This is a genomic window from Bradyrhizobium sp. CIR18, assembly GCF_014198295.1.
Taxonomy (GTDB): Bacteria; Pseudomonadota; Alphaproteobacteria; order Rhizobiales; family Xanthobacteraceae; genus Bradyrhizobium.
This window is the reverse complement of sequence record NZ_JACIHF010000005.1, coordinates 97,984-120,824: the sequence shown is the minus strand read 5'-3', so window position 1 is coordinate 120,824 and position 22,841 is coordinate 97,984. Positions and strand designations below refer to the sequence as shown.

General features: G+C 65.0%; 25 protein-coding genes. 9 read left to right on the top strand and 16 right to left on the bottom strand.

Annotated elements, in window-relative coordinates:
• Window positions 1-77 precede the first annotated feature (77 nt).
• Together GGD65_RS18655 and GGD65_RS18650 are read left to right on the top strand one after the other, a co-directional pair.
• The gene (locus GGD65_RS18655; protein WP_026201909.1) at window positions 78-296 is read left to right on the top strand and encodes a hypothetical protein; all 219 of its coding nucleotides are present in this window, start codon (window positions 78-80) and stop codon (window positions 294-296) included.
• 23 nt (window positions 297-319) lie between these two features.
• Window positions 320-571: a hypothetical protein gene (locus tag GGD65_RS18650; protein ID WP_018317814.1), complete on the top strand. Its 252-nt coding sequence runs from the start codon at window positions 320-322 to the stop codon at window positions 569-571.
• On the opposite strand, the gene GGD65_RS18645 is transcribed toward GGD65_RS18650, so the two are convergent.
• Complete coding sequence (locus tag GGD65_RS18645; RefSeq protein WP_183236203.1) at window positions 568-1,293, bottom strand: GGDEF domain-containing protein; 726 nt, start codon at window positions 1,291-1,293, stop codon at window positions 568-570. The genes GGD65_RS18650 and GGD65_RS18645 overlap by 4 nt on opposite strands.
• Window positions 1,294-1,434: 141 nt before the next feature.
• Between GGD65_RS18645 and purE the strand changes: the two genes are divergently transcribed.
• The gene (purE, locus tag GGD65_RS18640) at window positions 1,435-1,923 is read left to right on the top strand and encodes a 5-(carboxyamino)imidazole ribonucleotide mutase (RefSeq protein ID WP_018317812.1); all 489 of its coding nucleotides are present in this window, start codon (window positions 1,435-1,437) and stop codon (window positions 1,921-1,923) included.
• On the top strand, window positions 1,920-3,026 hold the full coding sequence (locus tag GGD65_RS18635; RefSeq protein ID WP_183236202.1) for a 5-(carboxyamino)imidazole ribonucleotide synthase: 1,107 nt from the start codon (window positions 1,920-1,922) through the stop codon (window positions 3,024-3,026). Before purE ends, GGD65_RS18635 begins: the two co-directional genes overlap by 4 nt.
• A 37-nt stretch (window positions 3,027-3,063) precedes the next feature.
• Here GGD65_RS18635 and aqpZ read toward each other — a convergent pair whose 3' ends face one another.
• Entirely contained in the window at window positions 3,064-3,786 is a 723-nt protein-coding gene (gene aqpZ, locus GGD65_RS18630; protein ID WP_183236201.1) for an aquaporin Z, read from the bottom strand.
• 261 nt (window positions 3,787-4,047) lie between these two features.
• On the opposite strand from aqpZ, the gene rpsU reads away from it, so the two are divergent.
• A complete protein-coding gene (gene rpsU / locus GGD65_RS18625) occupies window positions 4,048-4,344 on the top strand; it encodes a 30S ribosomal protein S21 (RefSeq protein ID WP_008546194.1) in 297 nt (98 codons plus the stop codon).
• Between the two features lie 271 nt (window positions 4,345-4,615).
• Window positions 4,616-5,266, top strand: a complete 651-nt coding sequence (locus tag GGD65_RS18620) for a tetratricopeptide repeat protein (protein ID WP_183236200.1) — start codon at window positions 4,616-4,618, stop codon at window positions 5,264-5,266.
• A gap of 25 nt (window positions 5,267-5,291) precedes the next feature.
• On the opposite strand, the gene GGD65_RS18615 is transcribed toward GGD65_RS18620, so the two are convergent.
• The 13 genes from GGD65_RS18615 to GGD65_RS18555 form a co-directional block, all read right to left on the bottom strand.
• Window positions 5,292-6,248, bottom strand: coding sequence for a hypothetical protein (locus GGD65_RS18615; RefSeq protein WP_183236199.1), 957 nt, complete (start codon window positions 6,246-6,248; stop codon window positions 5,292-5,294).
• A 92-nt stretch (window positions 6,249-6,340) separates the two neighbouring features.
• The gene (locus tag GGD65_RS18610; RefSeq protein ID WP_092254748.1) at window positions 6,341-6,625 is read right to left on the bottom strand and encodes a cupin domain-containing protein; all 285 of its coding nucleotides are present in this window, start codon (window positions 6,623-6,625) and stop codon (window positions 6,341-6,343) included.
• Between the two features lie 26 nt (window positions 6,626-6,651).
• On the bottom strand, window positions 6,652-7,749 hold the full coding sequence (locus tag GGD65_RS18605; RefSeq protein WP_183236198.1) for a calcium:proton antiporter: 1,098 nt from the start codon (window positions 7,747-7,749) through the stop codon (window positions 6,652-6,654).
• Window positions 7,750-7,799: 50 nt separating this feature from the next.
• Entirely contained in the window at window positions 7,800-9,278 is a 1,479-nt protein-coding gene (locus GGD65_RS18600) for a sodium:proton antiporter (RefSeq protein WP_183236392.1), read from the bottom strand.
• On the bottom strand, window positions 9,232-10,029 hold the full coding sequence (locus GGD65_RS18595; protein WP_183236391.1) for an alpha/beta hydrolase: 798 nt from the start codon (window positions 10,027-10,029) through the stop codon (window positions 9,232-9,234). Before GGD65_RS18595 ends, GGD65_RS18600 begins: the two co-directional genes overlap by 47 nt.
• A gap of 27 nt (window positions 10,030-10,056) precedes the next feature.
• Window positions 10,057-10,227, bottom strand: coding sequence for a hypothetical protein (locus GGD65_RS18590; RefSeq protein ID WP_183236197.1), 171 nt, complete (start codon window positions 10,225-10,227; stop codon window positions 10,057-10,059).
• 19 nt (window positions 10,228-10,246) lie between these two features.
• Window positions 10,247-11,644: an NAD(P)(+) transhydrogenase (Re/Si-specific) subunit beta gene (locus tag GGD65_RS18585; RefSeq protein WP_018317802.1), complete on the bottom strand. Its 1,398-nt coding sequence runs from the start codon at window positions 11,642-11,644 to the stop codon at window positions 10,247-10,249.
• 38 nt (window positions 11,645-11,682) lie between these two features.
• Complete coding sequence (locus tag GGD65_RS18580) at window positions 11,683-12,000, bottom strand: proton-translocating transhydrogenase family protein (protein WP_018317801.1); 318 nt, start codon at window positions 11,998-12,000, stop codon at window positions 11,683-11,685.
• Window positions 12,001-12,011: 11 nt separating this feature from the next.
• A complete protein-coding gene (locus tag GGD65_RS18575; RefSeq protein WP_183236196.1) occupies window positions 12,012-13,139 on the bottom strand; it encodes a Re/Si-specific NAD(P)(+) transhydrogenase subunit alpha in 1,128 nt (375 codons plus the stop codon).
• Window positions 13,140-13,276: 137 nt separating this feature from the next.
• Complete coding sequence (locus GGD65_RS18570; protein WP_018317799.1) at window positions 13,277-13,429, bottom strand: aa3-type cytochrome c oxidase subunit IV; 153 nt, start codon at window positions 13,427-13,429, stop codon at window positions 13,277-13,279.
• A gap of 97 nt (window positions 13,430-13,526) precedes the next feature.
• The gene (locus tag GGD65_RS18565; RefSeq protein ID WP_179739033.1) at window positions 13,527-13,922 is read right to left on the bottom strand and encodes a type II toxin-antitoxin system death-on-curing family toxin; all 396 of its coding nucleotides are present in this window, start codon (window positions 13,920-13,922) and stop codon (window positions 13,527-13,529) included.
• A 12-nt stretch (window positions 13,923-13,934) separates the two neighbouring features.
• Window positions 13,935-14,159 carry an AbrB family transcriptional regulator gene (locus GGD65_RS18560; RefSeq protein WP_179739031.1) on the bottom strand — a complete coding sequence of 75 codons (225 nt, stop codon included), beginning with the start codon at window positions 14,157-14,159 and terminating at the stop codon, window positions 13,935-13,937.
• A gap of 99 nt (window positions 14,160-14,258) precedes the next feature.
• Complete coding sequence (locus tag GGD65_RS18555; protein WP_183236195.1) at window positions 14,259-16,166, bottom strand: M3 family oligoendopeptidase; 1,908 nt, start codon at window positions 16,164-16,166, stop codon at window positions 14,259-14,261.
• A 127-nt stretch (window positions 16,167-16,293) separates the two neighbouring features.
• Here GGD65_RS18555 and GGD65_RS18550 point away from each other — a divergent pair, with 127 nt between their 5' ends.
• From GGD65_RS18550 to GGD65_RS18540, 3 genes are all read left to right on the top strand, one after another.
• A complete protein-coding gene (locus GGD65_RS18550) occupies window positions 16,294-17,790 on the top strand; it encodes a sigma-54 dependent transcriptional regulator (RefSeq protein ID WP_018317795.1) in 1,497 nt (498 codons plus the stop codon).
• A gap of 347 nt (window positions 17,791-18,137) precedes the next feature.
• Window positions 18,138-20,309: a murein L,D-transpeptidase gene (locus tag GGD65_RS18545; protein WP_183236194.1), complete on the top strand. Its 2,172-nt coding sequence runs from the start codon at window positions 18,138-18,140 to the stop codon at window positions 20,307-20,309.
• A 268-nt stretch (window positions 20,310-20,577) separates the two neighbouring features.
• Window positions 20,578-22,194 (top strand): DUF882 domain-containing protein, encoded by a 1,617-nt coding sequence (locus GGD65_RS18540; RefSeq protein WP_183236193.1) that lies wholly within the window; start codon window positions 20,578-20,580, stop codon window positions 22,192-22,194.
• Between the two features lie 126 nt (window positions 22,195-22,320).
• Here the strand turns inward: GGD65_RS18540 and GGD65_RS18535 are convergent, their stop codons facing one another.
• Window positions 22,321-22,746 (bottom strand): DUF1801 domain-containing protein, encoded by a 426-nt coding sequence (locus tag GGD65_RS18535; RefSeq protein WP_183236192.1) that lies wholly within the window; start codon window positions 22,744-22,746, stop codon window positions 22,321-22,323.
• Window positions 22,747-22,841: the final 95 nt, after the last annotated feature.

The window sequence follows — 22,841 nt, the reverse complement described above, 5'->3', positions numbered from 1 at the left end:
AATAGAACAAAATAGGAACATTTGAGCACCCCAGCGCCCCCAGGAAACGTCCAGCACAACTGACAAGGACAATGCAGATGTCGACCGCCGCCCTTCTCGACAACAGCCATTATGAACAGGCCTGCGATCAGGCGATCGCGATGTGCGACGGCAATCTGCGCAGCACCATCAAGGCGCTGATCATGGCCAACGAATATCTGGAGGCCGAGCTTGAGGAATTGCAGGCGGCGATTTCCGCCGGCTGCATTCCGGAGACCTCGCGCAGCAAGATGCGGAGCAAGAGCAGCGCCGCCTGAACCGTCAGCTATCGGAGCCGACCATGCCCGACGTCACCTACTACGTTGCATTGCCCTTCCTGATCGACGAGGACGGATCGCCGGTGGCAGGTGCGGCCGAGGAATGCCAGACATCGGCTGCCGCCCTGCGTCGTGCGGAAATGCTGGCGCACGGCGCCGGCCATATCGGCGCCGTCGCCTTCAGCCGCAGCGGCGATCCCCTGACCGGCGAGTTTGGCGACGCCAAATTGCTGCGGACATTCGGTAACGTACCGCCGGATCTCAGCGCGCTTTAGCTGCCGACCAGCCCGATCCGCGGCTCGTGCCGCCGGTGCGCCTTGCGCACATACATGGCGGCATCGGCCTCCTCCAGGGCACGACCCGCGTCGGACTGCGCTCCCAGCAGCGCGACACCGGCGGAGGCGCCCGCAGTCACGTGCTCGCCGCGAAAGACAAAGGACAATTCGTCGACCGCCTGCTCGAAGATGGCCGCCTTCGCCTTGGCGTCGGTCTCGCTGAGATTCCACAGCAGCAGCGCGAACTCGTCGCCCCCCAGCCGCCCGACCACGTCGGAGGCGCGGACCTGCCGCGTCAGCGTGGCGGCAATCGCCTTGAGCACCTCGTCACCGGCGCCATGACCGAACGAATCGTTGATCGGCTTCAACCTGTCAACGTCGAGCACGATCAGTGCCCCGCTGGCGCGGTAGCGCTTCATGTAGGCGATGGCGCGCGCCAGCTCGCGCTCGAAGCCGCGCCGGTTAGGAATCTCGAGCAGGAAATCGGTGTCGGCCGCAGCTTCCAGTTCCGCGACCCGGCGCTGCGCCTCCTTGAGCTTGGTCCGCAAGCCGCGGATCGTCGCCCTGACGGTATCCTTGGCCCCATCATCGCCCGACGCGTCACGCCCCGGCGGCTTCGCCGGCCGCCTGGTCAGCCGTTTTGGGGCGGTTTTGGATCGGCCGGCACTGGACTTCCGGCCCTTTTTGGCCTTCGCAGCGCCTGCCCTTTTTGGTTTCTTCATGGGCATCCTGCTCAATGAAGGCTTGCGGGGATTCACCAAGACAGGATAGTGGATTCCCTTCTCCTTGCCACCGCCTTGCGAGCCGCCGGCCGGAACCGTTAATCTGGCCTATCTTTCTGTTTTTCGGGCACAATTAACGTCATGACCGCGCCGATCGCCATCATCATGGGAAGCCAGTCGGACTGGGACACGATGCGGCATGCCGCCGACACGCTTGCCGCGCTCGGCGTCGCCGCCGACACCCGCATCGTCTCGGCCCACCGCACCCCCGACCGTCTCTTTGCTTTCGCCAAGGGCGCCAAGGCCGCGGGTTACAAGGTCATCATCGCCGGCGCAGGTGGCGCTGCACACCTGCCCGGCATGGCGGCGGCGCTGACCGAACTCCCGGTGTTCGGCGTTCCCGTCGAATCCAAGACGCTCAAGGGCCTCGATTCGCTCTATTCGATCGTCCAGATGCCCGCCGGCATCCCGGTCGGCACCCTCGCCATCGGCAAGGCTGGCGCGACCAACGCCGCGCTGCTGGCGGCGGCCGTCCTGGCGTTGTCCGACCCGGCCTTGTCCGATCGCCTCGCGGCCTGGCGCAAGGCGCAGACCGAGGCGGTCGCCGAGCGCCCGGAGGACAAGGCGTGACCGACACCAGGCAGGTGAAGCTGAAGCCCGGTGACACCATCGGAATTCTCGGCGGCGGACAATTGGGCCGGATGCTGGCCATGGCTGCGGCGCGGCTCGGCCTGCGCTGCCAGGTTTTCTCGCCCGATCCGGACTCGCCGGCCTTCGACGTCGTATTGAACGCGACCTGCGCCGAATATGCCGACGTCGAGGCGCTCGAACTGTTCGCCAACGACGTCGACGTCATCACCTACGAATTCGAGAACGTGCCATCGGCCGCCGCGATAGTGCTGGACGCGCGCCGACCCGTGCTGCCCAACCGCAAGATTCTCGAGACCACCCAGGACCGGCTCGCCGAGAAGGATTTCGTGACGCGGCTCGGCATCGGCACCGCAGCCTATGCCGACGTCACCTCCGTGTCCTCGCTGCGCGAGGCGATCGCCAGGATCGGCCTTCCGGCCGTGCTCAAGACCCGCCGCTTCGGTTATGACGGCAAGGGCCAGGCCATCATCCGCGAGGGCGACGACATCGCCAAGGTGTGGACCAGCCTCGCCACCAAATCGGCGATCCTGGAAGCCTTCGTGCCCTACGAGCGCGAGATCTCCGTGATCGCCGCACGCTCGGTCACAGGCCAGGTCGAGTGTTTCGACGTCACCGAGAACGAGCACCGCGACCACATCCTGAAGATATCGCGCGCGCCCGCGCCGATCCCGCCTGCGCTTGCCGAGGAAGCACGCAGCATCGCCGGCAAGATCGCAAGCGCGCTCGACTATGTCGGCGTGCTCGCTGTCGAGATGTTCGTGCTCGCCAACGGCACCGGCCCGAAGGTGCTGGTCAATGAGATCGCCCCGCGCGTGCACAATTCAGGGCACTGGACGCTCGACGGCGCCTCGGTCTCGCAGTTCGAGCAGCACATCCGCGCCATCGCCGGCTGGCCGCTCGGCAAGCCCGTGCGCCACGGCGAAATCGTCACCATGACCAATCTGATCGGCGACGAGATCAATGATTACGAAAAGTGGCTGAGCGTGCCGGGCGCGACCGTGCACATCTACGGCAAGGGTGCGCCGCGTCCCGGCCGAAAGATGGGCCACGTCACCGAAGTCAGGCCGACGAAAGGCAAGTAGCGGGACCGCAGCTTCGAGCTGCGATCCCGCTCCGCGATTAGGCCGTCTTCGCGCCTGCGACGACGCCCGTGGGCTCCTCGCTGAGCCAGCGATAGATCACCCCGCCCAGCGCGCCGCCGATCAGCGGTGCGACCCAGAACAGCCAGAGCTGCGCCGTCGCCCAGCCGCCGACGAACAGCGCGGGGCCCGTGCTGCGCGCCGGGTTCACCGAGGTGTTGGTGACGGGGATGCTGACGAGATGGATCATCACCAGCGCGAGCCCGATCGCGAGCGGCGCGAAGCCTGCGGGCGCGCGGCCATGGGTCGCGCCCATGATGATGAACAGGAACATCATGGTCATCACCACCTCGGTGAGGAAGCACACGATCATGCTGTACTGGCCGGGCGAATGCGCATCATAGCCGTTGGATGCGAAGCCCTTGCTGACATCGAATCCGGGAGCTCCGCTCGCGATGACGTAGAGGAGCCAGGCGGCCACGATCGCGCCGGCCACCTGCGCGATCACATAGGGCAGGATCTGCCCGGCCGGAAAACGCCCGCCGGCGGCAAGACCGACCGTGACGGCCGGGTTGAGATGGCAGCCGGAGATATGGCCGATCGCATAGGCCATGGTGACCACGCTCAGTCCGAATGCGAGGGAGACACCGACCAGACCGATTCCGACCTGCGGAAAGCCGGCAGCGATCACCGCGCTTCCGCAGCCTGCGAATGTGAGCCAGAAGGTGCCGATGGCTTCAACAGCGTATTTCTTGATATCCATGTGTAGTCCCCTGCTTTCAAGATTCCGGAACAAAGCTCCGGAAACGGCCCCATCCCTGGCGTCGAATCGCCCAAATCAGGGCCGCACAGAGGTATTTTTGCCTCATTTAATGGCTGAACTTGGCCCGAAAACCCGCTTGTCCGGTGGACATCCCGGGATTTGTCTGATACATCCGCGCCCTCAAGGTTAAGGGCTTGCGCGTTTTCGCCATCCCCTTCGTCTTACCAGAATTCAAATCCGATCCACTGAAGAGGATGCCGCGTGCAGGTTCTCGTTCGCGATAACAATGTCGACCAAGCCCTCAAGGCGCTGAAGAAGAAGATGCAGCGCGAGGGAATTTTCCGCGAGATGAAGCTCCGCGGTCATTACGAGAAGCCCTCCGAGAAGAAGGCCCGCGAAAAGGCCGAAGCCGTGCGCCGCGCGCGCAAGCTGGCCCGCAAGAAGCTGCAGCGCGAAGGCCTGCTGCCGATGAAGCCGAAGCCGGTGTTCGGCGCAGGTCCCGGCGGTGATCGCGGCGGTCGCGGCGGCCCGGGTGCAGGTCCGCGCGGACCGCGCTGATTTACCGAATTTTGCAAGATTTCAGTTTCGATGACGCGGGCCTCTGGCCCGCGTCATTGTTTGTGCGCGCTGCTCTTTGGGCTAGGCACCACGGATGCGGCACGCAAACGCGATGAGATTTGGATTGAACGTCGTCGCGCTTTAGTTTGTTGTTTGACCTTGATCTCTACGCAAGCGCGTTCCGCCTTTGTCGCGAGGGAAAACCGCTTCATACTTTTCGTCAACGCGGCCCTTCGGGTCCGGATCATGCTCTAGCGCGAGCGAACCGCAGATGGCCTCCCCCTTCCTCCAGCGCGGCTTGGCGCGGCGACGCCGGATCTGGCGGCAGCCGTGCGCGCTGGCCTTGATGGGGATTGCGCTGTGCGGCTGCTCCTTCGATCTGGGATCGTTGATGCCGGAGAAGGACAAGCCGCAGGAGGCCCCCCAGGCGGCTGCGCCCGCCGAAAGCGCGGTGAGTTCCGGCAACGTCACCGAAGCTCAGGCCCACACTGCAAAAGCCCAATCCCTGGCCAAGTCAGGCGAGGTCGCGGCAGCGCTCGACGAGTTCAATCGCGCGGTCGGACTCGATCCCTACAATGCGCAGGCGCTGTATGGCCGTGCCCTGATCTACCAGGGCAACAATCAGCACGCCTTCGCCATCGCAGATTTCAGCGCTGCGAGCGGACTCAATCCCCAGAAGGTCGAGCCGCTGCTCGGCCGCGCCACCAGCTATCTCGCGCTCGGCAAGGTCAAGGAGGCCACGGCCGATCTGGATGAGGCCTCCGAGGCCGATCCGCACAACGCCCAGGTCTGGACCACGCGCGGACAGGCCTATGAGCGGCTGGGCGACAGGGCCAAGGCGGCGGCGTCCTACACCAGGGCTGTCTCGCTTCGCCCACGCGACGACGCCGCGCGCAGCGGTCTTACCCGCGTCGGCGGCTGACGGTTTTGACGGCGCAGGCGCCGTCTTAATCGGGGGTGGCGCTCTTCGGCAGAACCGAGTGGAACATCGACTTCATGCCCGACAGCATCTCGTCGGCGACATTGGTCTTCTTCGGCCGCGGCATGGAACCACCGGCGTCGGCGCGCAGATCGAGCGGTGGCGCGATCATCGGCACGGGAATGTCAGCCGGCGGCGTCATCCGATTCGGATCATCGTTGCCGACCGAGGCCGTGTAGGGCGGACTGGCCGGCGAGAAGCCATCCTTGCCATAGGCCTCCGGTGAGGGCGTCGATACCGTGATCGGCGGCGGCAGCGGACGGACCGCAGCCGGCTCCATGCTGACGACCCGCGGGGCCTCGGGCGTGCGGGCTGCTTCCCGCACGGCAGGCTCAGTCGGCCTCTCGGCTGACCTGGTCTCGGACGGCCTGACCTCGGCAGGTTTGGTTTCGGCAGACGACTTTCCTTCGGAAGACTTGCCCTCGGAAGATTTGCCCTCAGGAGTCTTGCGCAGGCGCTCGATCGCGGCACGCACGAGGTCGTTGGCGTCGGGGGCCGGAGCCGCAGCAGCCGGCGCCGAATTGGCCTCGACCACCGGAGCGGCGGGGGCGGGTGTGCTGGTGGCCGGGGTCGACTTGGCGACCGCCTTCTCGCGCGCCGACGGCTTGCCACGCGGGCTGGCCTCGGCCGGGGCCACATCGGCAGCCTTGTGCTCGGCGGACGGCTGATCGGCAGCCTTTTCGACCGCCGGCTTGTCCGTCACGCTCTTCTCGGGGATGCCTTTGGCCTTGACGCCGGGCGCAGGGAGATTGGCGACATCGGCGGGTTTGCCGTTCTTGCCGGCCTCGGCAGGGGCCACGACGGCCGCAGGGGCATCAGCCGCCGGCTTGGCGTTGATGTAGTGGTTAACGATGTACGCCCCGATGATCGTCGCGAGCACCGAGGGGAAAATATCCATCGAGATTTTAGCGAGGTATTTCAGCATTCCGGCCACTCCCCGCGCGATCTGATGCGGGAACTTTAGGGCATTGTAAGGGATCAACTGCGACGGATCGATGGCAAGTGTTAAGGCCGGATCTACGGCTTTAGCTCGATCTCAAGGAACACGATCTCGGTTGAGGTTTCGTTAAGTACGTCATGTTGGACGCCCGCCTTGCGGAAATAGGATTTCCCGGCTGCCAGTTGCGCCTTGGACCGCTCGCCGCCCGGCGCCACGATGGTCATCTCCCCCGCGACGACGGGAACAATCACATAGTCCATGCCGTGGGTGTGATGCCCGGTGGCGCTACCGGGCGGAAGCCGCCATTCGGTCACCCGGACCTCCTCGTTGTCGACCTGAACCTCGGACTTGGCGGCAAGCATTGGAACCTCTCTTGGGACGCAGCGCTTCAGGGCACGAAAACCATGAAGGCGTAGACGGCAAATACCACCATATGGACCAGCCCGAACAGGACATTGGTCCTGCCGGTGCCGAAGGTCAGCATGCTCAGGAAGAAGGTCAGGAGCAAAAGCACACTGCCCTGGGCGCTGAGGCCGAGCGTGAGCTCCTTGTCGAGCGCGTAGGTGGCGACCCCCACCGCCGGGATGGTCAGCCCGATGGTGGCGAGGGACGAGCCGAGCGCGAGGTTGATGCTCTTCTGGAGGTCGTTCTTGCGGGCCGCCGATACGGCCGCGACGCCTTCCGGCATCAGGATCAGGAGCGCGACCAGAAGGCCGGCAAAGGCCGGCGGCGCGCCGATCTTGGCCGCGACGGCGTCCACCACCAGCGAGAACTTCTTGGCGAGCAGCACCACGGCCAGCAGCGCAATCAGCAGCAGCACGACGCTGACCACCAACATCCGGCCCGGCAGATGCGCCTCGCCGCTGCCGCCGTCAGCCCGTTCATGGACGAAGTAATCCTTGTGCAGGACGGTCTGGGTGTAGAGGAACACTCCGTACAGCGCGAGCGTGACCACGTCGACGAAACCGAGCTGAACCGCCGAATAGACCGGCCCCGGCGCGGTGGTCGTGTAGTTCGGCATGATCAGCGTGATGGTCGCGAGCGCGAACAGGACGCTGAGATAGACGTTGGCCCCCGAGAGCTGAAAGCCCTGCTCGCGATAGCGCAGGCCGCCGATGAAGATGCAGAGCCCGACGAGGCCGTTGCAGACGATCATGACCACGGCGAACACGGTGTCGCGCGCCAGTTCCGGGGCGGGCTTGTCGCCCAGCATGATCGTGGTGATCAGCGCCACCTCGATGACGGTCACGGAGAGCGTCAGCACCAGCGTGCCATAGGGCTCGCCGACCCGCTCGGCGATCACTTCGGCATGATGAACCGCGGCGAACACGGTGCCGAACAGGATAACCAGAAGGACGATGGCGAAGACGAGCCCGCCCAACGACAGCGTGAAGACGTAGCCCGTCGCGCTGACGGCTGCGAACAACAGCACGGCCAGCGCCGGAAAGATCCAGGCCGACCGGGGCATCGGATTATGCGCGCTCATCTACCGGCTCCAATCACTGAAGACGAGCAGTAGCAAATCGGCCGGCAGATTCAATGCCAGCGCAGGATCGGGGCGACCGGCAGCAGCGTCAGCAGCATGAACAGCGGGATCAGCACGGCGCCGGCGCGCAAGAGATAGCCGAAGAAGCTCGGCATCTCGATGCCGTTCTCGCTCGCGATGCTGCTGACCATGAAGTTCGGCGCATTGCCGATATAGGTGAGCGCTCCCATGTAGACGGCGCCCATCGAGATCGACGCGAGCGTGCCCGACAGCTCGTGCATCAGCGTTTGCGGATCGCCGCCGGCAAGCTGGAAGAACAACAGATAGGTCGGCGCATTGTCGAGAAACGCTGACATCAGGCCGGTGAACCAGAAATAGGCGACCTCGCGCGGCGCACCGTCCGGTGCTGTCACGGCCGACAACAGCCAGGCGAAGGCGCCGTGGTGGCCGGCATTGAGCATGGCAATGACCGGAATGATGGCGACGAAGATGCCCGCGAACAGTTTCGCGACCTCGCGGATCGGCTCCCAGGTGAAGCCGTTGGCCTCCCTGTGCTCGTCCGGTGTCAACCACACCGACAGCGCCGCAATGGAAAGCAGCGCCACATTGCGCGCGATGTCTTCCAGCCCCAGCTTCGTTCCGAGAATGTCGAAAGCAACAGCGGGCTTCCACATCGCCGAGGCCAGCAGGCTCGCGACGATGGCTGCGATCAGCACGAGGTTGACGAGACCGCGAATGCGGACCGGATCCGCGGGACCGGCGTCGCTGAGCCGAGGCTCGCTGCGGAAGCGCCAGAAATCGATGGCGGTGAAGATCGCGAGCAGCAATCCGGCGACGATCGCGGTCTGCAGCCAGATGCTCCGCGTGGTCCAGAAGAAGTCGACGCCGTGCAGGAAACCGACGAACAGCGGGGGATCGCCGAGCGGGCTCAGCGCGCCGCCGACATTGGCGACCAGGATGATGAAGAAGATGATGACATGGGCATTGTAGCGCCGCGGCCGGTTGGCGCGGATCAGCGGACGGATCAGGATCATCGCGGCACCCGTGGTGCCGACAATGCTTGCACCCAGCGTGCCGAGCGCGAGGATGCCAGCATTGATCGCTGGCGTGGCCTTGATGTCGCCGGTAATGAGAATGCCGCCGGCCACGACATAGAGCGCGAACAGCAGCACGATGAAGCCAAGATATTCGGCGAGCAGAGCGTGCACGAGCACAGCCAGCGTGACCGCGCTTCCGGCAAAAATCACGAGTGAGACGAGCGCCGCCAGCGACCAAGCAGCGGCGATCTTGCCGTAATGATGGTGCCAGACTTTCGGAAACAACAGCGGTCCGAGCGCGATCGACAGCAACAGGCCGGCAAAGGGCAGCGCATAGGGCCAGCGCATCGCCGCACCATCGAGCCCGGCTGCGGCCCAGGCCGGCTGCGGCAACAAGGTGAGGATGGCAACGAGCGATACGGCCGGGATTCGCGTGACGAGTCGTTTATTCTCCAATGAAGCGCCTTGCCGTTTCGATCGCACCGAATGCATCGAGATTGTCATGTCCGCCGCCCGCAAAGCGAACGAACTGCTTCGGTTCATGCGCGAGCGCGAACAGACGTTCTCCGAACACGATCGAAATGACAAGGTCATTGGTGCCATGCATCACCAGGAGCGGCACCGTGACGCGCGCGATCCGCTGGTCGGAAGGGAACGGATCGCGCATCAAGAGGCGCACCGGCACGAACCAGAATGACGAAGATGCAATGTCGGCCGTCGACGTATAGGGCGCCTCCAGGACCAGCTTTCCAACACGCTGTTCTGCGGCGAGCGCGACCGCCACGCCGGTCCCGAGCGAGAAGCCCCAGGCGACGATTCGTTCCGCCGTGTAGCGCGCCGTGGTGAAGGCGTAGGCGGCGGCGGCATCGCGCAGCAGACCCTCCTCGCTCGGCGCGCCGCTCGAGCCGGCATAGCCGCGGTAGGACAGCGCGACGAGGCCGGTGCCATCTGCCGTCATGGCCTTGAAGCGGCTGACACGGCCGGCAAGAAAGTCGCCATTGCCCGGAAAATACAGGATCACGGGACGACCGGGCCTCGCCGGCACGTGCCAGACGATGATCTTCTCGCCATCCGAGGTCGTCAGGACATGCTCCTCCGCCTCGGGACAATCTGCCGCCTCAGGCGGGGTCCGCTTGGCGGTCGGTATCGGAAACAGCATCTCGCGCTGCCGGGCATAGAGCACGAGGAGCCCGGCGAGATAGACGGTCGCAAGCAGGATGACGGTCCATTTGGCGATGGTGATCATTGCGCGGCCGGCCCCAGGTTCAGCTCAGGGCTTGCGACGGCTCCGCAGCAATTTCATGACGTCGGGCCGGAGGCTCGCCGGCACGTCCCGGCAGCCGCATGCCGCCTTGTGGGCGGCATGCCATGCGACGCGCTGCTCGCGCGTCGCCTTGAGAGGCATGCGATGAGACCGGTGCCATTCCTTGTTGATGGCCACGGTCCGTTTCTTTCGCGTGCTACATCGCCTTGACGATGTTCTCGGTGACCTTCTTGGCGTCGCCGAGCAGCATCATGGTGTTGTCGCGATAGAACAGCGGATTGTCGATGCCGGCATAGCCGGAGGCGAGCGAGCGCTTGATGAACATCACGGTGCCGGCCTTCCAGACCTGCAGCACGGGCATGCCGTAGATCGGCGAGGTCTTGTCCTCCTCGGCCGCCGGGTTGGTGACGTCGTTGGCGCCGATCACGAAGGCGATGTCGGCCTGCGCGAACTCGGAGTTGATGTCCTCGAGCTCGAACACCTCGTCGTAGGGGACGTTGGCTTCGGCGAGCAGCACGTTCATGTGGCCGGGCATGCGGCCGGCGACCGGGTGAATGGCGTACTTCACCTCGACGCCTTCCTTCTTCAGGATGTCGCCCATCTCGCGCAGCGCGTGCTGCGCCTGCGCCACCGCCATGCCATAGCCGGGCACGATGATGACCTTCTGGGCATTCTTCATGATGAAGGCCGCGTCGTCGGCCGAGCCGAGCTTGGCGGGCTTCTGCTCACCGCCGCCACCGCCGGCGGCCGCGGTCTCGCCGCCGAAGCCGCCGAGGATGACCGAGATGAAGGACCGGTTCATCGCGTGGCACATGATGTAGGACAGGATCGCGCCCGAGGAGCCGACCAGCGCGCCGGTGATGATCAGCGCGGAATTGCCGAGCGTGAAGCCGATGCCGGCCGCAGCCCAACCCGAGTACGAGTTCAGCATCGAGATCACGACCGGCATGTCGGCGCCGCCGATCGGGATGATCATGAGCACGCCGAGCGCCAGCGCCAGGATGACGATCAGCCAGAAGTCGAGCGCGCCGCCGGTGAGGACGAGGCGGACGATGAAGAACACCAGCGCCACCGCAATCGCGATGTTGATGATGTGACGGGCGGGCAGGATGATCGGCGCGCCGCTCATGCGCGCGGACAGCTTCAGGAACGCGATCACCGAGCCGGTGAAGGTCAGCGCGCCGATGGCGACGCCGAGCGACATCTCGACCAGGCTCTGCGGATGGATGTTGCCGGGGGTGCCGATGTCGAAGGCTTCGGGCGCGTAGAACGCGCCGGCGGCGACCAGCACCGCGGCCATGCCGACCAGCGAGTGGAAGGCGGCGACCAGTTCCGGCATCGAGGTCATCGGCACGCGGCGGGCGATCACCGCGCCGATCGCGCCGCCGATGGCGATGCCGACGATGACGAGCACCCAGGCGAGGCCGTCTGCCGGCGGATGGTTGGCCAGCGTGGTGGCGACCGCAATCGCCATGCCGATCATGCCGAACAGATTGCCCTGGCGCGACGAAGCCGGGCTGGACAGCCCGCGCAGCGACAGGATGAACAGCACTCCCGCCACGAGATACAAAAATGCAGAGAGGTTGGCGCTCATCTCAGGTCCCCATTAATCCTTCAGCCCGAGGTGGCCGCTTACTTCGACTTCTTCTTGTACATCGCCAGCATGCGCTGGGTGACAAGGAAGCCGCCAAAAATGTTCACGCAGGCGAAAATGAGCGCGACAAAGCCGAAGGCGCGAGCCCAGCCCGAGCCACTCGAGACGTTCGCGACGCCGCCGGCAAGCAACGCGCCGACCACGATCACCGAGGAGATCGCGTTGGTCACGCTCATCAGCGGCGTGTGCAGGGCCGGTGTCACCGACCACACCACGAAATAGCCGACGAAAACGGCGAGGACGAAGATCGACAGCCGGAAGATGAAGGGGTCGACGACCTGTGCAGCATGCTCCATGGCGGGTCTCCTTAAACCTTCGGCTGGAAGTTCGGGTGGATGACGGCGCCGTCTTTCGTGAGCGCGGTCGCCTTGACCAGTTCGTCATCCCAGTTCACGGCGAGCTTCTTCTCTTTCTTGTCGACCATGGTCTCGATGAAGGAGAACAGATTGCGCGCGTAGAGGCTGGAGGCCGAGGCGGCAACGCGGCCGGCGACGTTGGTGTAGCCGACGATCTTGATGCCATCGAGGTCGACGACCTCGCCGGCCTTGGCGCCCTCGACATTGCCGCCGCGCTCGACGGCGAGATCGACCAGCACCGAGCCCGGCTTCATCGACTTGACCATCTCGCCGGAGACGAGCTTCGGCGCGGGCCGACCCGGAATCAGCGCCGTGGTGATCACGATGTCCTGCTTCTTGATGTGCTCGGCGGTGAGCGCGGCCTGCTTGGCCTGGTATTCTTTGGACATTTCCTTGGCGTAGCCGCCGGCGGTCTGCGCGTTCTTGAACTCCTCGTCCTCGACGGCGAGGAATTTCGCGCCGAGCGATTCGACCTGCTCTTTGGTCGCGGGCCGCACGTCGGTCGCGGTGACAACGGCGCCAAGACGGCGCGCGGTCGCGATCGCCTGAAGGCCGGCGACGCCGACGCCCATCACGAACACCTTGGCCGCGGGCACGGTGCCGGCGGCGGTCATCATCATCGGGAAGGCGCGGCCGAACGCCTCGGCGCCCTCGATCACGGCGCGGTAGCCGGCAAGGTTCGCCTGCGAGGACAGCACGTCCATCACCTGCGCGCGCGTGATGCGCGGCATCAATTCCATCGCGAAGGCGGAGACGCCGGCATCGGCGATCGTCTTCAGCGCAGCCTCGTTCCCGTAGGGGTCCATGATGGCGATGACGAGCGCACCGCGCTTGTACTGCGCGAGCTCGGAGGCTTCAGGGCGCTTCACCTTGATGATGATGTCGGCATCCTTCAGCGCATCTGCGCTGACGGTGGCACCCACGGCGGTGAATTCGGAATCAGGCAGGCCCGATTTGATGCCGGCGCCCGGCTCGACGGCGATCTCGGCGCCCAGCGCCTTGAACTTCTTCACCGTATCGGGCGAAGCGGCGACTCGCGGCTCGAGCGGATCGATTTCCTTGGCAACGGCGATCTTCATAGGTCCTCCGGCGGCGCGGGACAGCGCGCGCGCAAACTAAGCGTTACTCCCGCGGCGTTCGATACCGGTTTTGGCACCGGCTTGGATGCAAATATTCTGGGCAGCTGCTGCCGCTGGCGTGTGCAGCCGCCGACAGATCAGGTCAGGAAGATCGCCATCAGGATCACGATGAGCGCGACCGAGGCCGTGCCGTACTTCACCAGCTTGATGAAGCCCTCGTAGGTCTGCTCGTGGGCAACGTAGTCGTTGCCGTCGGCGGTGCTGTACGCCACTTCGCTATGATCAGCCATGGATTGTCCCCAGTCGAAAGTCGAATTCTTGGGCTGGGATACCGCAAAGTTTCGGGCAGGGCAACGGCACCGGGACGCGGTTTTCCTGCAAATCAGGTCATTTGGAATCCCAATTGTCGCGGATCCAGCGGACGAGGCTCTGTTCGCTGACTTCACCGGCGGCGAGCGAGAGGATGATGGTTGTCGCTTCCGCAGGATCGGGAGTGAAGGCCACGCCGTTCTTGTGGAGGAAGACCATCATCGCCATGAAGGCGATGCGCTTGTTTCCATCGACAAATGCATGGTTTTTCGCGAGGCCAAATGCATATGCTGCGGCGAGTTCATCGATCGGCACCTGCTCGTACCGCCATTTATTGATCGGACGGTCCAGCGCCGAGCGCAACATGCCCTCGTCGCGCAATCCCGGCGCACCGCCGAAGCGGCGGAGTTGTCTACTGTGAATTGCGACGACCTGCTCGTAGGTGATCCAGAGCGGCTCCTGGAGATCGCCCATCTGCGTAGCAAGCTATTTTGCGAGCGCAGCGAGCGTGTCGCGATACTTGTCCATCACCTCGTCGGCGATTTCCATCGTCCGCTCGAAATCGGGGTCGTAGGGCAACAACTGAAAGCCACCGCCGGGTAATTCCACGATGTGCAATTGCTGTCCGCGCTTGAGATCGAGCCGCCGCATCAGCTCGCGCGGCAGCAGCAGACCGTCGGAATTGCCGATTTTCTTGATCTCGATCTTCATGGGTTGCCTCGAGGACGTTATACATATGTATAACACTTCTAGTCAGGCCGTTCAACAGATGTTTTACGCCCTGTTTGGCGTCTGGAGCAGCTACCCGCCTCAGCCCATCGCCTCCAGCTCGTCGATCATCCCGGCGATGACCGACAGACCGCCGTCCCAGAATTTCGGGTCCTTGGCATCCAGTCCGAACGGCCGTAGCAACTCGGAATAGTGCTTGGTGCCGCCGGCGGCGAGCATGTCGAGATAGCGCTCGGCAAAGCCCTCGGTCGCGTTCTCGTAGACAGCATACAGCGAGTTCACGAGGCAATCGCCGAACGCGTAGGCGTAGACATAGAACGGTGAATGGATGAAGTGCGGGATGTACATCCAGTAGTTCTCGTAACCCGCCTTGATCTCGATCGCCGGCCCGAGGCTGTCGCCCTGCACCGACAGCCAGATCTCGCCGAGCCGCGTCGCGGTGAGCTCGCCGTTCTTGCGCTCGGTGTGGACCGCGCGCTCGAACGAGTAGAACGCGATCTGCCGCACCACGGTGTTGATCATGTCCTCGACCTTGCCGGCCAGCAGCGCCTGGCGCTGCTTGGCGCTCTTGGTCTGCGCCAGCAGCCGCCGGAAGGTCAGCATCTCGCCGAACACGCTTGCGGTCTCCGCCAGCGTCAGCGGCGTCGGCGCCATCAGCGCGCCGTTCTTCGCCGCCAGCACCTGATGCACGCCATGGCCGAGCTCGTGCGCGAGCGTCATCACGTCGCGCGGCTTGCCCTGGTAGTTCATCAGCACATAAGGGTGCGCCGAGGGCGTGGTCGGATGCGAGAATGCGCCGGGCGCCTTGCCCGGACGCACCGGCGCGTCGATCCAGCGATCGGTGAAGAAGCGCTCGGCGATATCAGCCATTTTGGGCGAGAAGCCGCGATAGGCCGTCAGCACCATGTTGCGCGCATCGGGCCAGCCGATGACGTCCGTCGCGGCAAACGGCAGCGGCGCGTTGCGATCCCAATAAGCCAGCCGCTTCTTGCCGAACCACTTCGCCTTCAACGCGTAATAGCGATGCGACAACTTTGGATAGGCAGCCTGCACCGAGGCGACCAGCGCATCCACCACTTCGCGCTCGACGCGGTTGTTGAGATGGCGGGAATCCGCGACGTCCTGGAAGCCGCGCCAGCGGTCGGAGATGTCCTTGTCCTTGGCGAGTGTGTTGGTGATCAGCGCAAAGGTGCGCTCATTGGCCTTGAAGGTTTTTGCCAGTGCCTCGGCCGCGCTCTTGCGCTTGGCGCCGTCGCGGTCCTGCAGCAGATTGAGCGTCGGCTCGATCGCCAGCTCCTTGGCCCCGACCTTGAAGCGCAGTCCGGAGATGGTCTGGTCGAACAGCCGGTTGAAGGCGGAATAGCCGGTCTGCGCCTTCTCCAGGAAAAGCTGCTCGAGCTTGTCGTCGAGCTGATACGGCTTCTCCTTGCGCAGATCCTCGATCCAGGGACGGTAGTGCGCGAGCCCGGGCGCATGCATGGCCCGGTTCAAAATATCGTCATCGACACGGTTGAGCTCGAGCGCGAAGAACAGCAAATGCGTGGACGCCGCCGTCAGCCGCTCCGACACATCGCCGTAAAACTTTGAAATCGCAGGGTCGACGCTGTCGCCGGCGTGAATGAGCCCGGCATAGGAACCGAGCCGGCCGGCAAGATCGTCGATCGCCTCATAGCGTCGCACGGCTTCCGCGAGCCATTTTCCGCCATCTTCGTTTGCTGTCCCTGTCGCCAGCTTGCCCTTGTAGTCCGTCTCGAACGCGACGCAGTCGGCATCCATCTTTTCGAGATCGCGCGCCACTTCCGGCGCATCGATTCCGGAATAGAGATCGGCAAGGTTCCACTCCGGAAGCTTGCCGGTCTTGCTCGCAGGCTTTGCGCGTGAAGACCCGGAGGACTTCGTCTTGACGGTAGATTTCTTGGCGGCGGATGTCTTGGCAGCTGGCTTGTGGAGGGCGGACTTTTTAAGAGCAGGCTTGGAGCGCGAATTCATTGTGTGGGAAACCTGTGTTCAACAAGCGCGACGGCGGGCGGGGGCATCAAGGTTTAAGAGTGCGTTAATCGGCTTCGGCCAGAGTGCCCCGATTCGAGACAGATAGTAGTAGCGTGCGGGGAACACCATGGCTGCCAGTATTTTGATCGCCGACGACGACGCCGTAGCCCGCCGGCTGGTCGAGAACATGGTGCAGAAATGCGGCTATGAGACGGTCGTCGTGGACTCCGGTGACGCCGCGATCGCAGCCCTCACCGCGCCCGATGCTCCGGCCATCGACGCCGTCATCCTCGATCTCGTGATGCCCGGCCTCGACGGCATGGGCGTACTGGCGAAAATCCGCGAAGCAGGTCTCAGCGTCCCCGTCATCGTGCAGACCGCCCATGGCGGCATCGACAACGTGATCTCGGCGATGCGCGCCGGCGCGGCCGATTTCGTGGTCAAGCCGGTTGGTGTGGAGCGGCTCCAGGTCTCGCTGCGCAACGCGCTCAACGCCTCCGCGCTCAAGGGCGAATTGCAGCGCATCCGGCACAGCCGCGAGGGCCGGCTGACCTTCTCCGACATCATCACCCGCGCCGAGGCGATGGCAGGCGTGATGCGCGCCGCGCAGAAGGCGGCGAACTCCGCGATTCCCGTTCTGATCGAAGGCGAGTCCGGCGTCGGCAAGGAGATGTTCGCGCGCGCCATCCATGGCAGTGGCGAGCGCAAGGCCAAGCCCTTCGTCGCCGTCAATTGCGGCGCGATCCCCGACAACCTCGTCGAGTCCATTCTGTTCGGCCACGAGAAGGGCGCTTTCACCGGCGCGACCGAGCGGCACATGGGCAAGTTTGTCGAGGCCCATGGCGGCACGCTGTTTCTGGACGAGGTCAGCGAGCTGCCGCTGACCGCGCAGGTCAAGCTGCTGCGCGCGCTTCAGGAAGGCGCGGTCGAGGCGGTCGGCGGCCGCAAGCCCGTCAAGGTCGACGTCCGCATCGTCTCGGCCACCAATCGTCGGCTGCTGGAGCGGGTGAAACAGGGACACTTCCGGGAAGACCTGTTCTATCGCCTGCACGTGCTGCCGCTGACGATCCCCTCGCTCCGGGCCCGGCGCGAGGACATCCCGCATCTGCTCCGGCATTTCCTGGCGCGGTTTGCCGCCGAGGAGAACCGCGCGATCACCGGCATCAGCGGCGAGGCCATGGCCCATCTTGCCCAGCTCGACTGGCCCGGCAACATCCGCCAGCTCGAGAACGCGGTCTACCGTGCTGTGGTGATGAGCGACGGCGACCAGCTCGGCCTCGGCGACTTCCCTCTGCTCGCTTCGCAGCCGCATCCCGTAACCGAGATTCCGACCGCTCCGCTGATGCTCGAGCCGGCGGCGACCCCTTCGGTGGTATCGGGCAATGAAATACCAATCGCGCCGCTCCCGGCTGTGGGAAATCTGGCCATGCTGACCCCCACCGGCGACGTCCGCGCGCTCGAGGACATGGAGAACGAGATCATCCGCTTCGCGATCTCGCACTACCGCGGCCAGATGTCCGAGGTGGCCCGCCGCCTCAAAATCGGCCGGTCCACCCTCTACCGCAAACTCGACGAGGCCGGGGTTCCCGGACATGGCGGGAAAAGCGGCGAGGAGACGCACTGAGCCTCATGCGAACGAGGGTTCGTGCGGCGATGCGAGACCGGCTGTAAGCCGTTCGCATGACGACAGAATTCGACTGCTTCTTGAACCGTGACTTGGAAGTGACAGACACAGGGAAAAGCGCGCTGGGCAGGCGCACAATCCGTTGCCAAGAGGCTCCCTTGAAGTCAGTTTGGCGTGAGTTGTCCCGGTTAGCGCTGGCTGCAAAACTGGGGCCTGTATATCGTCTGCGTATGAATCGTTGCGTGCAGGCGTGCAACTTTCGAGAGGCCGGCGCGATTTAGCCGAAGCTCAATAGGCGATAACAAAGCTGTTCCACGAGGGACAGTTCACCCGAGGGGTGCGACACAATGCGTGACTGTTTGAACCACCGTGCGGGCTTCGACCGTGTCTTGATGACGGTCGCGGCAACCTTCCTCACGGTGTCGGCCAGCTCGGCCCTGGCGCAGGATCAGGCGCGCAGCAGCGCCGCCGAGCTCGCGATCGAAGCCGCGATCCCGCGCCCCGAGCCGGCCAACGTCCCTCCCCCGACCGCCTCCGATATCAAGCTCGACACCACCGCCACGGTTCAGGACTCCGCCAAGGAGCCGGCACAGGCGCCCGTGAAGGCTGATGTCGCACCGGCCCCGGCCCCCGAGAAGGTGGAAACCAAGCCGTCGGACGTCGCCACCACGCCCGCGCCCGAGGCGCCGAAGAGCGACACCGCGAAGTCCGAGCCCGCAACCGCCGCGCCTGCGGCACCCGCCACGGCTGCGGCCCCTGTCGCTGAGCCCGTGAAGGCCGCGAGCAACGTTGCCGCCGCCGACCAGCCGGTCGCCGACAAGCTCAGGGACATCATCGGCGCCAAGACCTCGCGCCATTTCGATCGCAAGAACGAGCGCGCGGCGATCGAGAAGTTTTATGGCGCACGGGACTTCGCGCCGGTCTGGACGCAAAGCGGCAGCCTGACCACCGCGGCCAAGGGCGTCATCGCGCGGCTGAAGGACGCGGCGTCCGACGGCCTCAATCCCGCCGACTATCCGGTGCCGGACTTCGCCAGCGCCAGCACGCCCGATGCGCTGGCCGATGCCGAGCTCAAGCTCACCGCCAGCATGTTCGACTATGCGCGCCAGGCCCAGAGCGGCCGCATGCATTGGTCGCAGGTCAGCGGCGACATCCTCTATCCCGAGCATCCGGTCGACCCGAACGAGGTGCTCGCCAAGGTCACGACCGCGACGGACGCCTCCGCTGCGCTCGACAGCTACAATCCGCCCCACAAGCTCTACAAGGAGCTGAAGGCCAAGCTCGCGGAGCTTCGCGGTCAGGGCAGCGGCCCGGTGATCGAGATCGCCGATGGTCCGGCGCTGAAATACACCCCGGCCAGCAAGAAGCAGGTTGAGATCGTCGTGGAAGATCCGCGCGTGCCGCAGCTGCGCGCCAAGCTCGGCCTTGCCGAGAACGCCAGCGACACCCGCTATGACGCAGCGGTCGCCGACGCCGTGCGAAAATTCCAGAGCGGCGCCGAGATGAAGGCGACCGGCATCCTCGACGACAAGACGGTGAAGGCGCTCAACACCCCGAAGCGCGACAAGCAGATCGACGTGGTGCTGGTGAACATGGAGCGCTGGCGCTGGCTGCCGCGCGATCTCGGCGCGCCCGCGCTGGGCGATGCCTATGTGATCCTCAACATTCCCGACTACACGCTGAAGGTGATGCAGCGCGGCCAGCAGGTCTGGACCACCCGCGTCGTCACCGGCAAGCCAGGCACGCACGCGACCCCGCTGCTCACGGAGACGATGAAGTACATCACGGTCAATCCGACCTGGAACGTGCCGCCGTCGATCGTCTACAACGAGTACCTGCCGGCGTTGCAGCAGGACCCGACCGTGCTCCAGCGCATGGGCCTCAAGCTCGAACAGAACCGCGACGGCTCGGTGCACATCTCGCAGCCGCCAGGTGAAGCCAACGCGCTCGGCCGCATCCGCTTCAACTTCCCGAACAAGTTCCTGGTCTATCAGCACGACACGCCGGACAAGAACCTGTTCGCCAGGGAAGATCGCGCCTTCAGCCATGGCTGCATGCGCGTGCAGAACCCGGATCAGTACGCGTCCGTGCTGCTCAACATCACCATGCCGAACGAGAAGTACACGCCCGAGCGCGTACGCAGCATGTACGGCAAGAGCGAGATCGACCTGAAATTCCCGACCCCGGTCCCGGTCAACATCACCTATCAGACCGCCTTTGTGGACGATGCCGGCAAACTGCAGTTCCGCAAGGACGTCTATGGCCGCGACGCGACCATGATCAACATCCTGAAGAACAACCGCGGCAAGGATCTCGAGGCCGTCGTTGCGCACTCGCAGCCGAGCTATTCGCGCCCGGCGACGACCCTGCCCTCGGGCGTGGCGGTGGCCAACAATGGCGGCGGCTTCGGGTCCTCCGGCCCGAACTTCTTCGAGCGGCTGTTCGGAGGCGGGGCGCCGACGCCCCCGCCGGCTCCGGTCGGCCGCCGGCCCCAGCAGCAGCGGGTGTTCACCCGGTAAGGCTGCGGGACCCCAGCTTTTCGAATTTCACAACGATATCAACGGCCCCATCCCATGGATGGGGCCGTTTAACGTTAACCATTGTCCACCTGGCTCCCGGCACCGGGCGTTTTTTTGCCACACTCAACGGGTTAGGATTGTAGTCTGACTTGGTTTGGGGGCGGGAAGGTCAACCTCGAATTAACCTTCTCGCTTTAAGAAAGCGTTCATCCTCTTTCGCGCTGCTACGGGGTTGGCGGGAGAGTCCATTTGAACGCTCGTCGACTGGGTGGGCTCATACGTGCTGACTGGTCTCGCACGCCAATTAACTGTGCTGTCGTTGTCCCATGCGGGAGTGAAGACCGGTTCGCGGATCGGCCTCGCTGCCGTATTGCTGCTTGCGGGCGCAGGCTCGGTTCACAACGCCGCCGCGCTGAACGAGACCAAGACGCTCTCCTTCCACCACACCCATTCCGGCGAAGACCTGACCGTCACCTTCAAGCGCGATGGCCGCTATGACGAAGCGGCGCTGAAGCAGCTCAACCACTTCCTGCGCGACTGGCGCACCCAGGACGAGACGGTCATGGACCGCCGCCTCTTCGATATCCTCTGGGAAGTCTACCGCGACGTCGACGGCAAGCAGCCGATCCAGATCATCTCCTCCTACCGCTCCCCCGCCACCAACGCCATGCTCCGCCGCCGCTCCTCGGGTGTGGCGCGCGCCAGCCAGCACATGCTGGGCCATGCGATGGACTTCTACATTCCGGGCGTGGCGCTGGAGCAGATCCGCTTCGCCGGCCTGCGCCTCCAGCGCGGCGGAGTCGGCTTCTATCCGACCTCCGGCTCCCCCTTCGTGCATCTGGATACCGGCAGCGTCCGGCACTGGCCGCGGATGACGCATGACCAGCTCGCCCGCGTCTTCCCGGACGGAAAGACGGTGCATCTGCCGACCGACGGCGTGCCGCTGAAGAACTATGAGCTCGCCAAGGCCGAGATCGAGCGCCGCGGCAATGGCGACGACTCCAGCAGCAGCAAGCCGAACTTCTTCGCCGCCTTGTTCAAGAGCAAGTCCGCCGCTCCGGCCGCCAGCAGCGACGAGGACGACGAGGGCGCGCCCGCCCCGGCCGCCAAGCCGGCGACACCGACCGTGGTCGCAGCCGCCGCCAAGCCCGCCGAACCGGTGCCGACGCCGCGTGCCAAGCCGCAGATCCCCACCGCGATCCAGCTCGCCTCGGCCGATGCGCAGCTCGTTGCACCGCCCAAGCCGAAGCCCGCGCCGGTGGCCGACAAGCCCGCTGCCGGCAAGCCGGAGACCCCGGCCGACATCATCAATGCCCGCGGCTTCTGGGATGATGTCCCGGCCGCGCCGCAGCAGGCGACGCCGGCGCAAATCGCTGCGCTGAAGGCCCGCCAGGCCCTTGCCGCCGCCGCCGATCCGCAACCGACCGCGAGCGTGTCCAACGCCGCCCTTCAGGCGCTGGCTTTTGCGCCGGCCGCCTCCCCGGTCGATCGCGCCAATGTCGTCGCCGCCTCCGCGCCGATTCCGCGCTCGGCCCGTCCCGCGTCGCGCAACATCGCTCAGGCGACCGAAATCAACACGGTGGTCGGCAAGAGCGTCGACGGCGCGGTCGCGACCGCGACCCGCCTCTCCGCCGCCAAGAGCGAGAGCATCTGGCTCAAGATCGTGATGCTGTCGCCGAGCGCCAGCCGCGCGATGTCGGTCACGCTGATGGGCGAGCTCGATACGGCGGCGCTGCGCGGCTATTTCGTCAAGCCGCAGGCCGTGATCGCGATGGGCTTTGTCGACGACCCGATGCACGGCCTGTCCTGCGACAGTTTTTCGGGCAGCGCGACCGCGAAGCTCCAGACGACGTCGTTCGTCATGCGCACCGCCGCGCTGCGCTGAGGCGCCGAGCCACCTCCACGAATTCAGTCTCGTCGCCCGGACGGAGCGCAGCGCAATCCGGGAATCGCGCCACGAGCAACGACGGCCCCGGATTACGCTTCGCTCCATCCAGGCTACAAGGGCGCCCTACCGCGCTTTCCTCGCCCGCCGGTCCAGATGATACGTCAACGCCAGCGACAGGCAGACGGATAATTCCCGTTTCGGCAGCCTGCCCACCACCGGCAACAGCAACGCCCGTGTCTGCCGGTACTCGAATTGATCGGGAAAGCGTTCGCGGAAGCTATCGATCAGCGTCGTCTTGCAATTGAACAGGATGGCGGCATGCGCGGAGTCTTTGACGCGGCCAAGCCGGATCGTCGAGCCGCTGCCGGTCTGATCGGTTAGATAAGCCGGCTCGCCCCATTTCAGCGTCTCGGTGAGCCGGCCGACCTCTTCATGCGCCGCGGCGGTCGCGAAGATCAGCGCACGCACCTGAAGCAGCCGCTTGCCGATCGGCGCCGGAAGAGCGCCGAAGGCACGGCTCACCTCGCGCGGCGGCGATGGCGCAGTCATTCGCGACTCCGTTCGCAAACGAAACACGCGCAATTTGTAGCCCGGATGGAGCGCGGCGCAATCCGGGGATTGCTTTCACACTGCGAGAGCCCGGA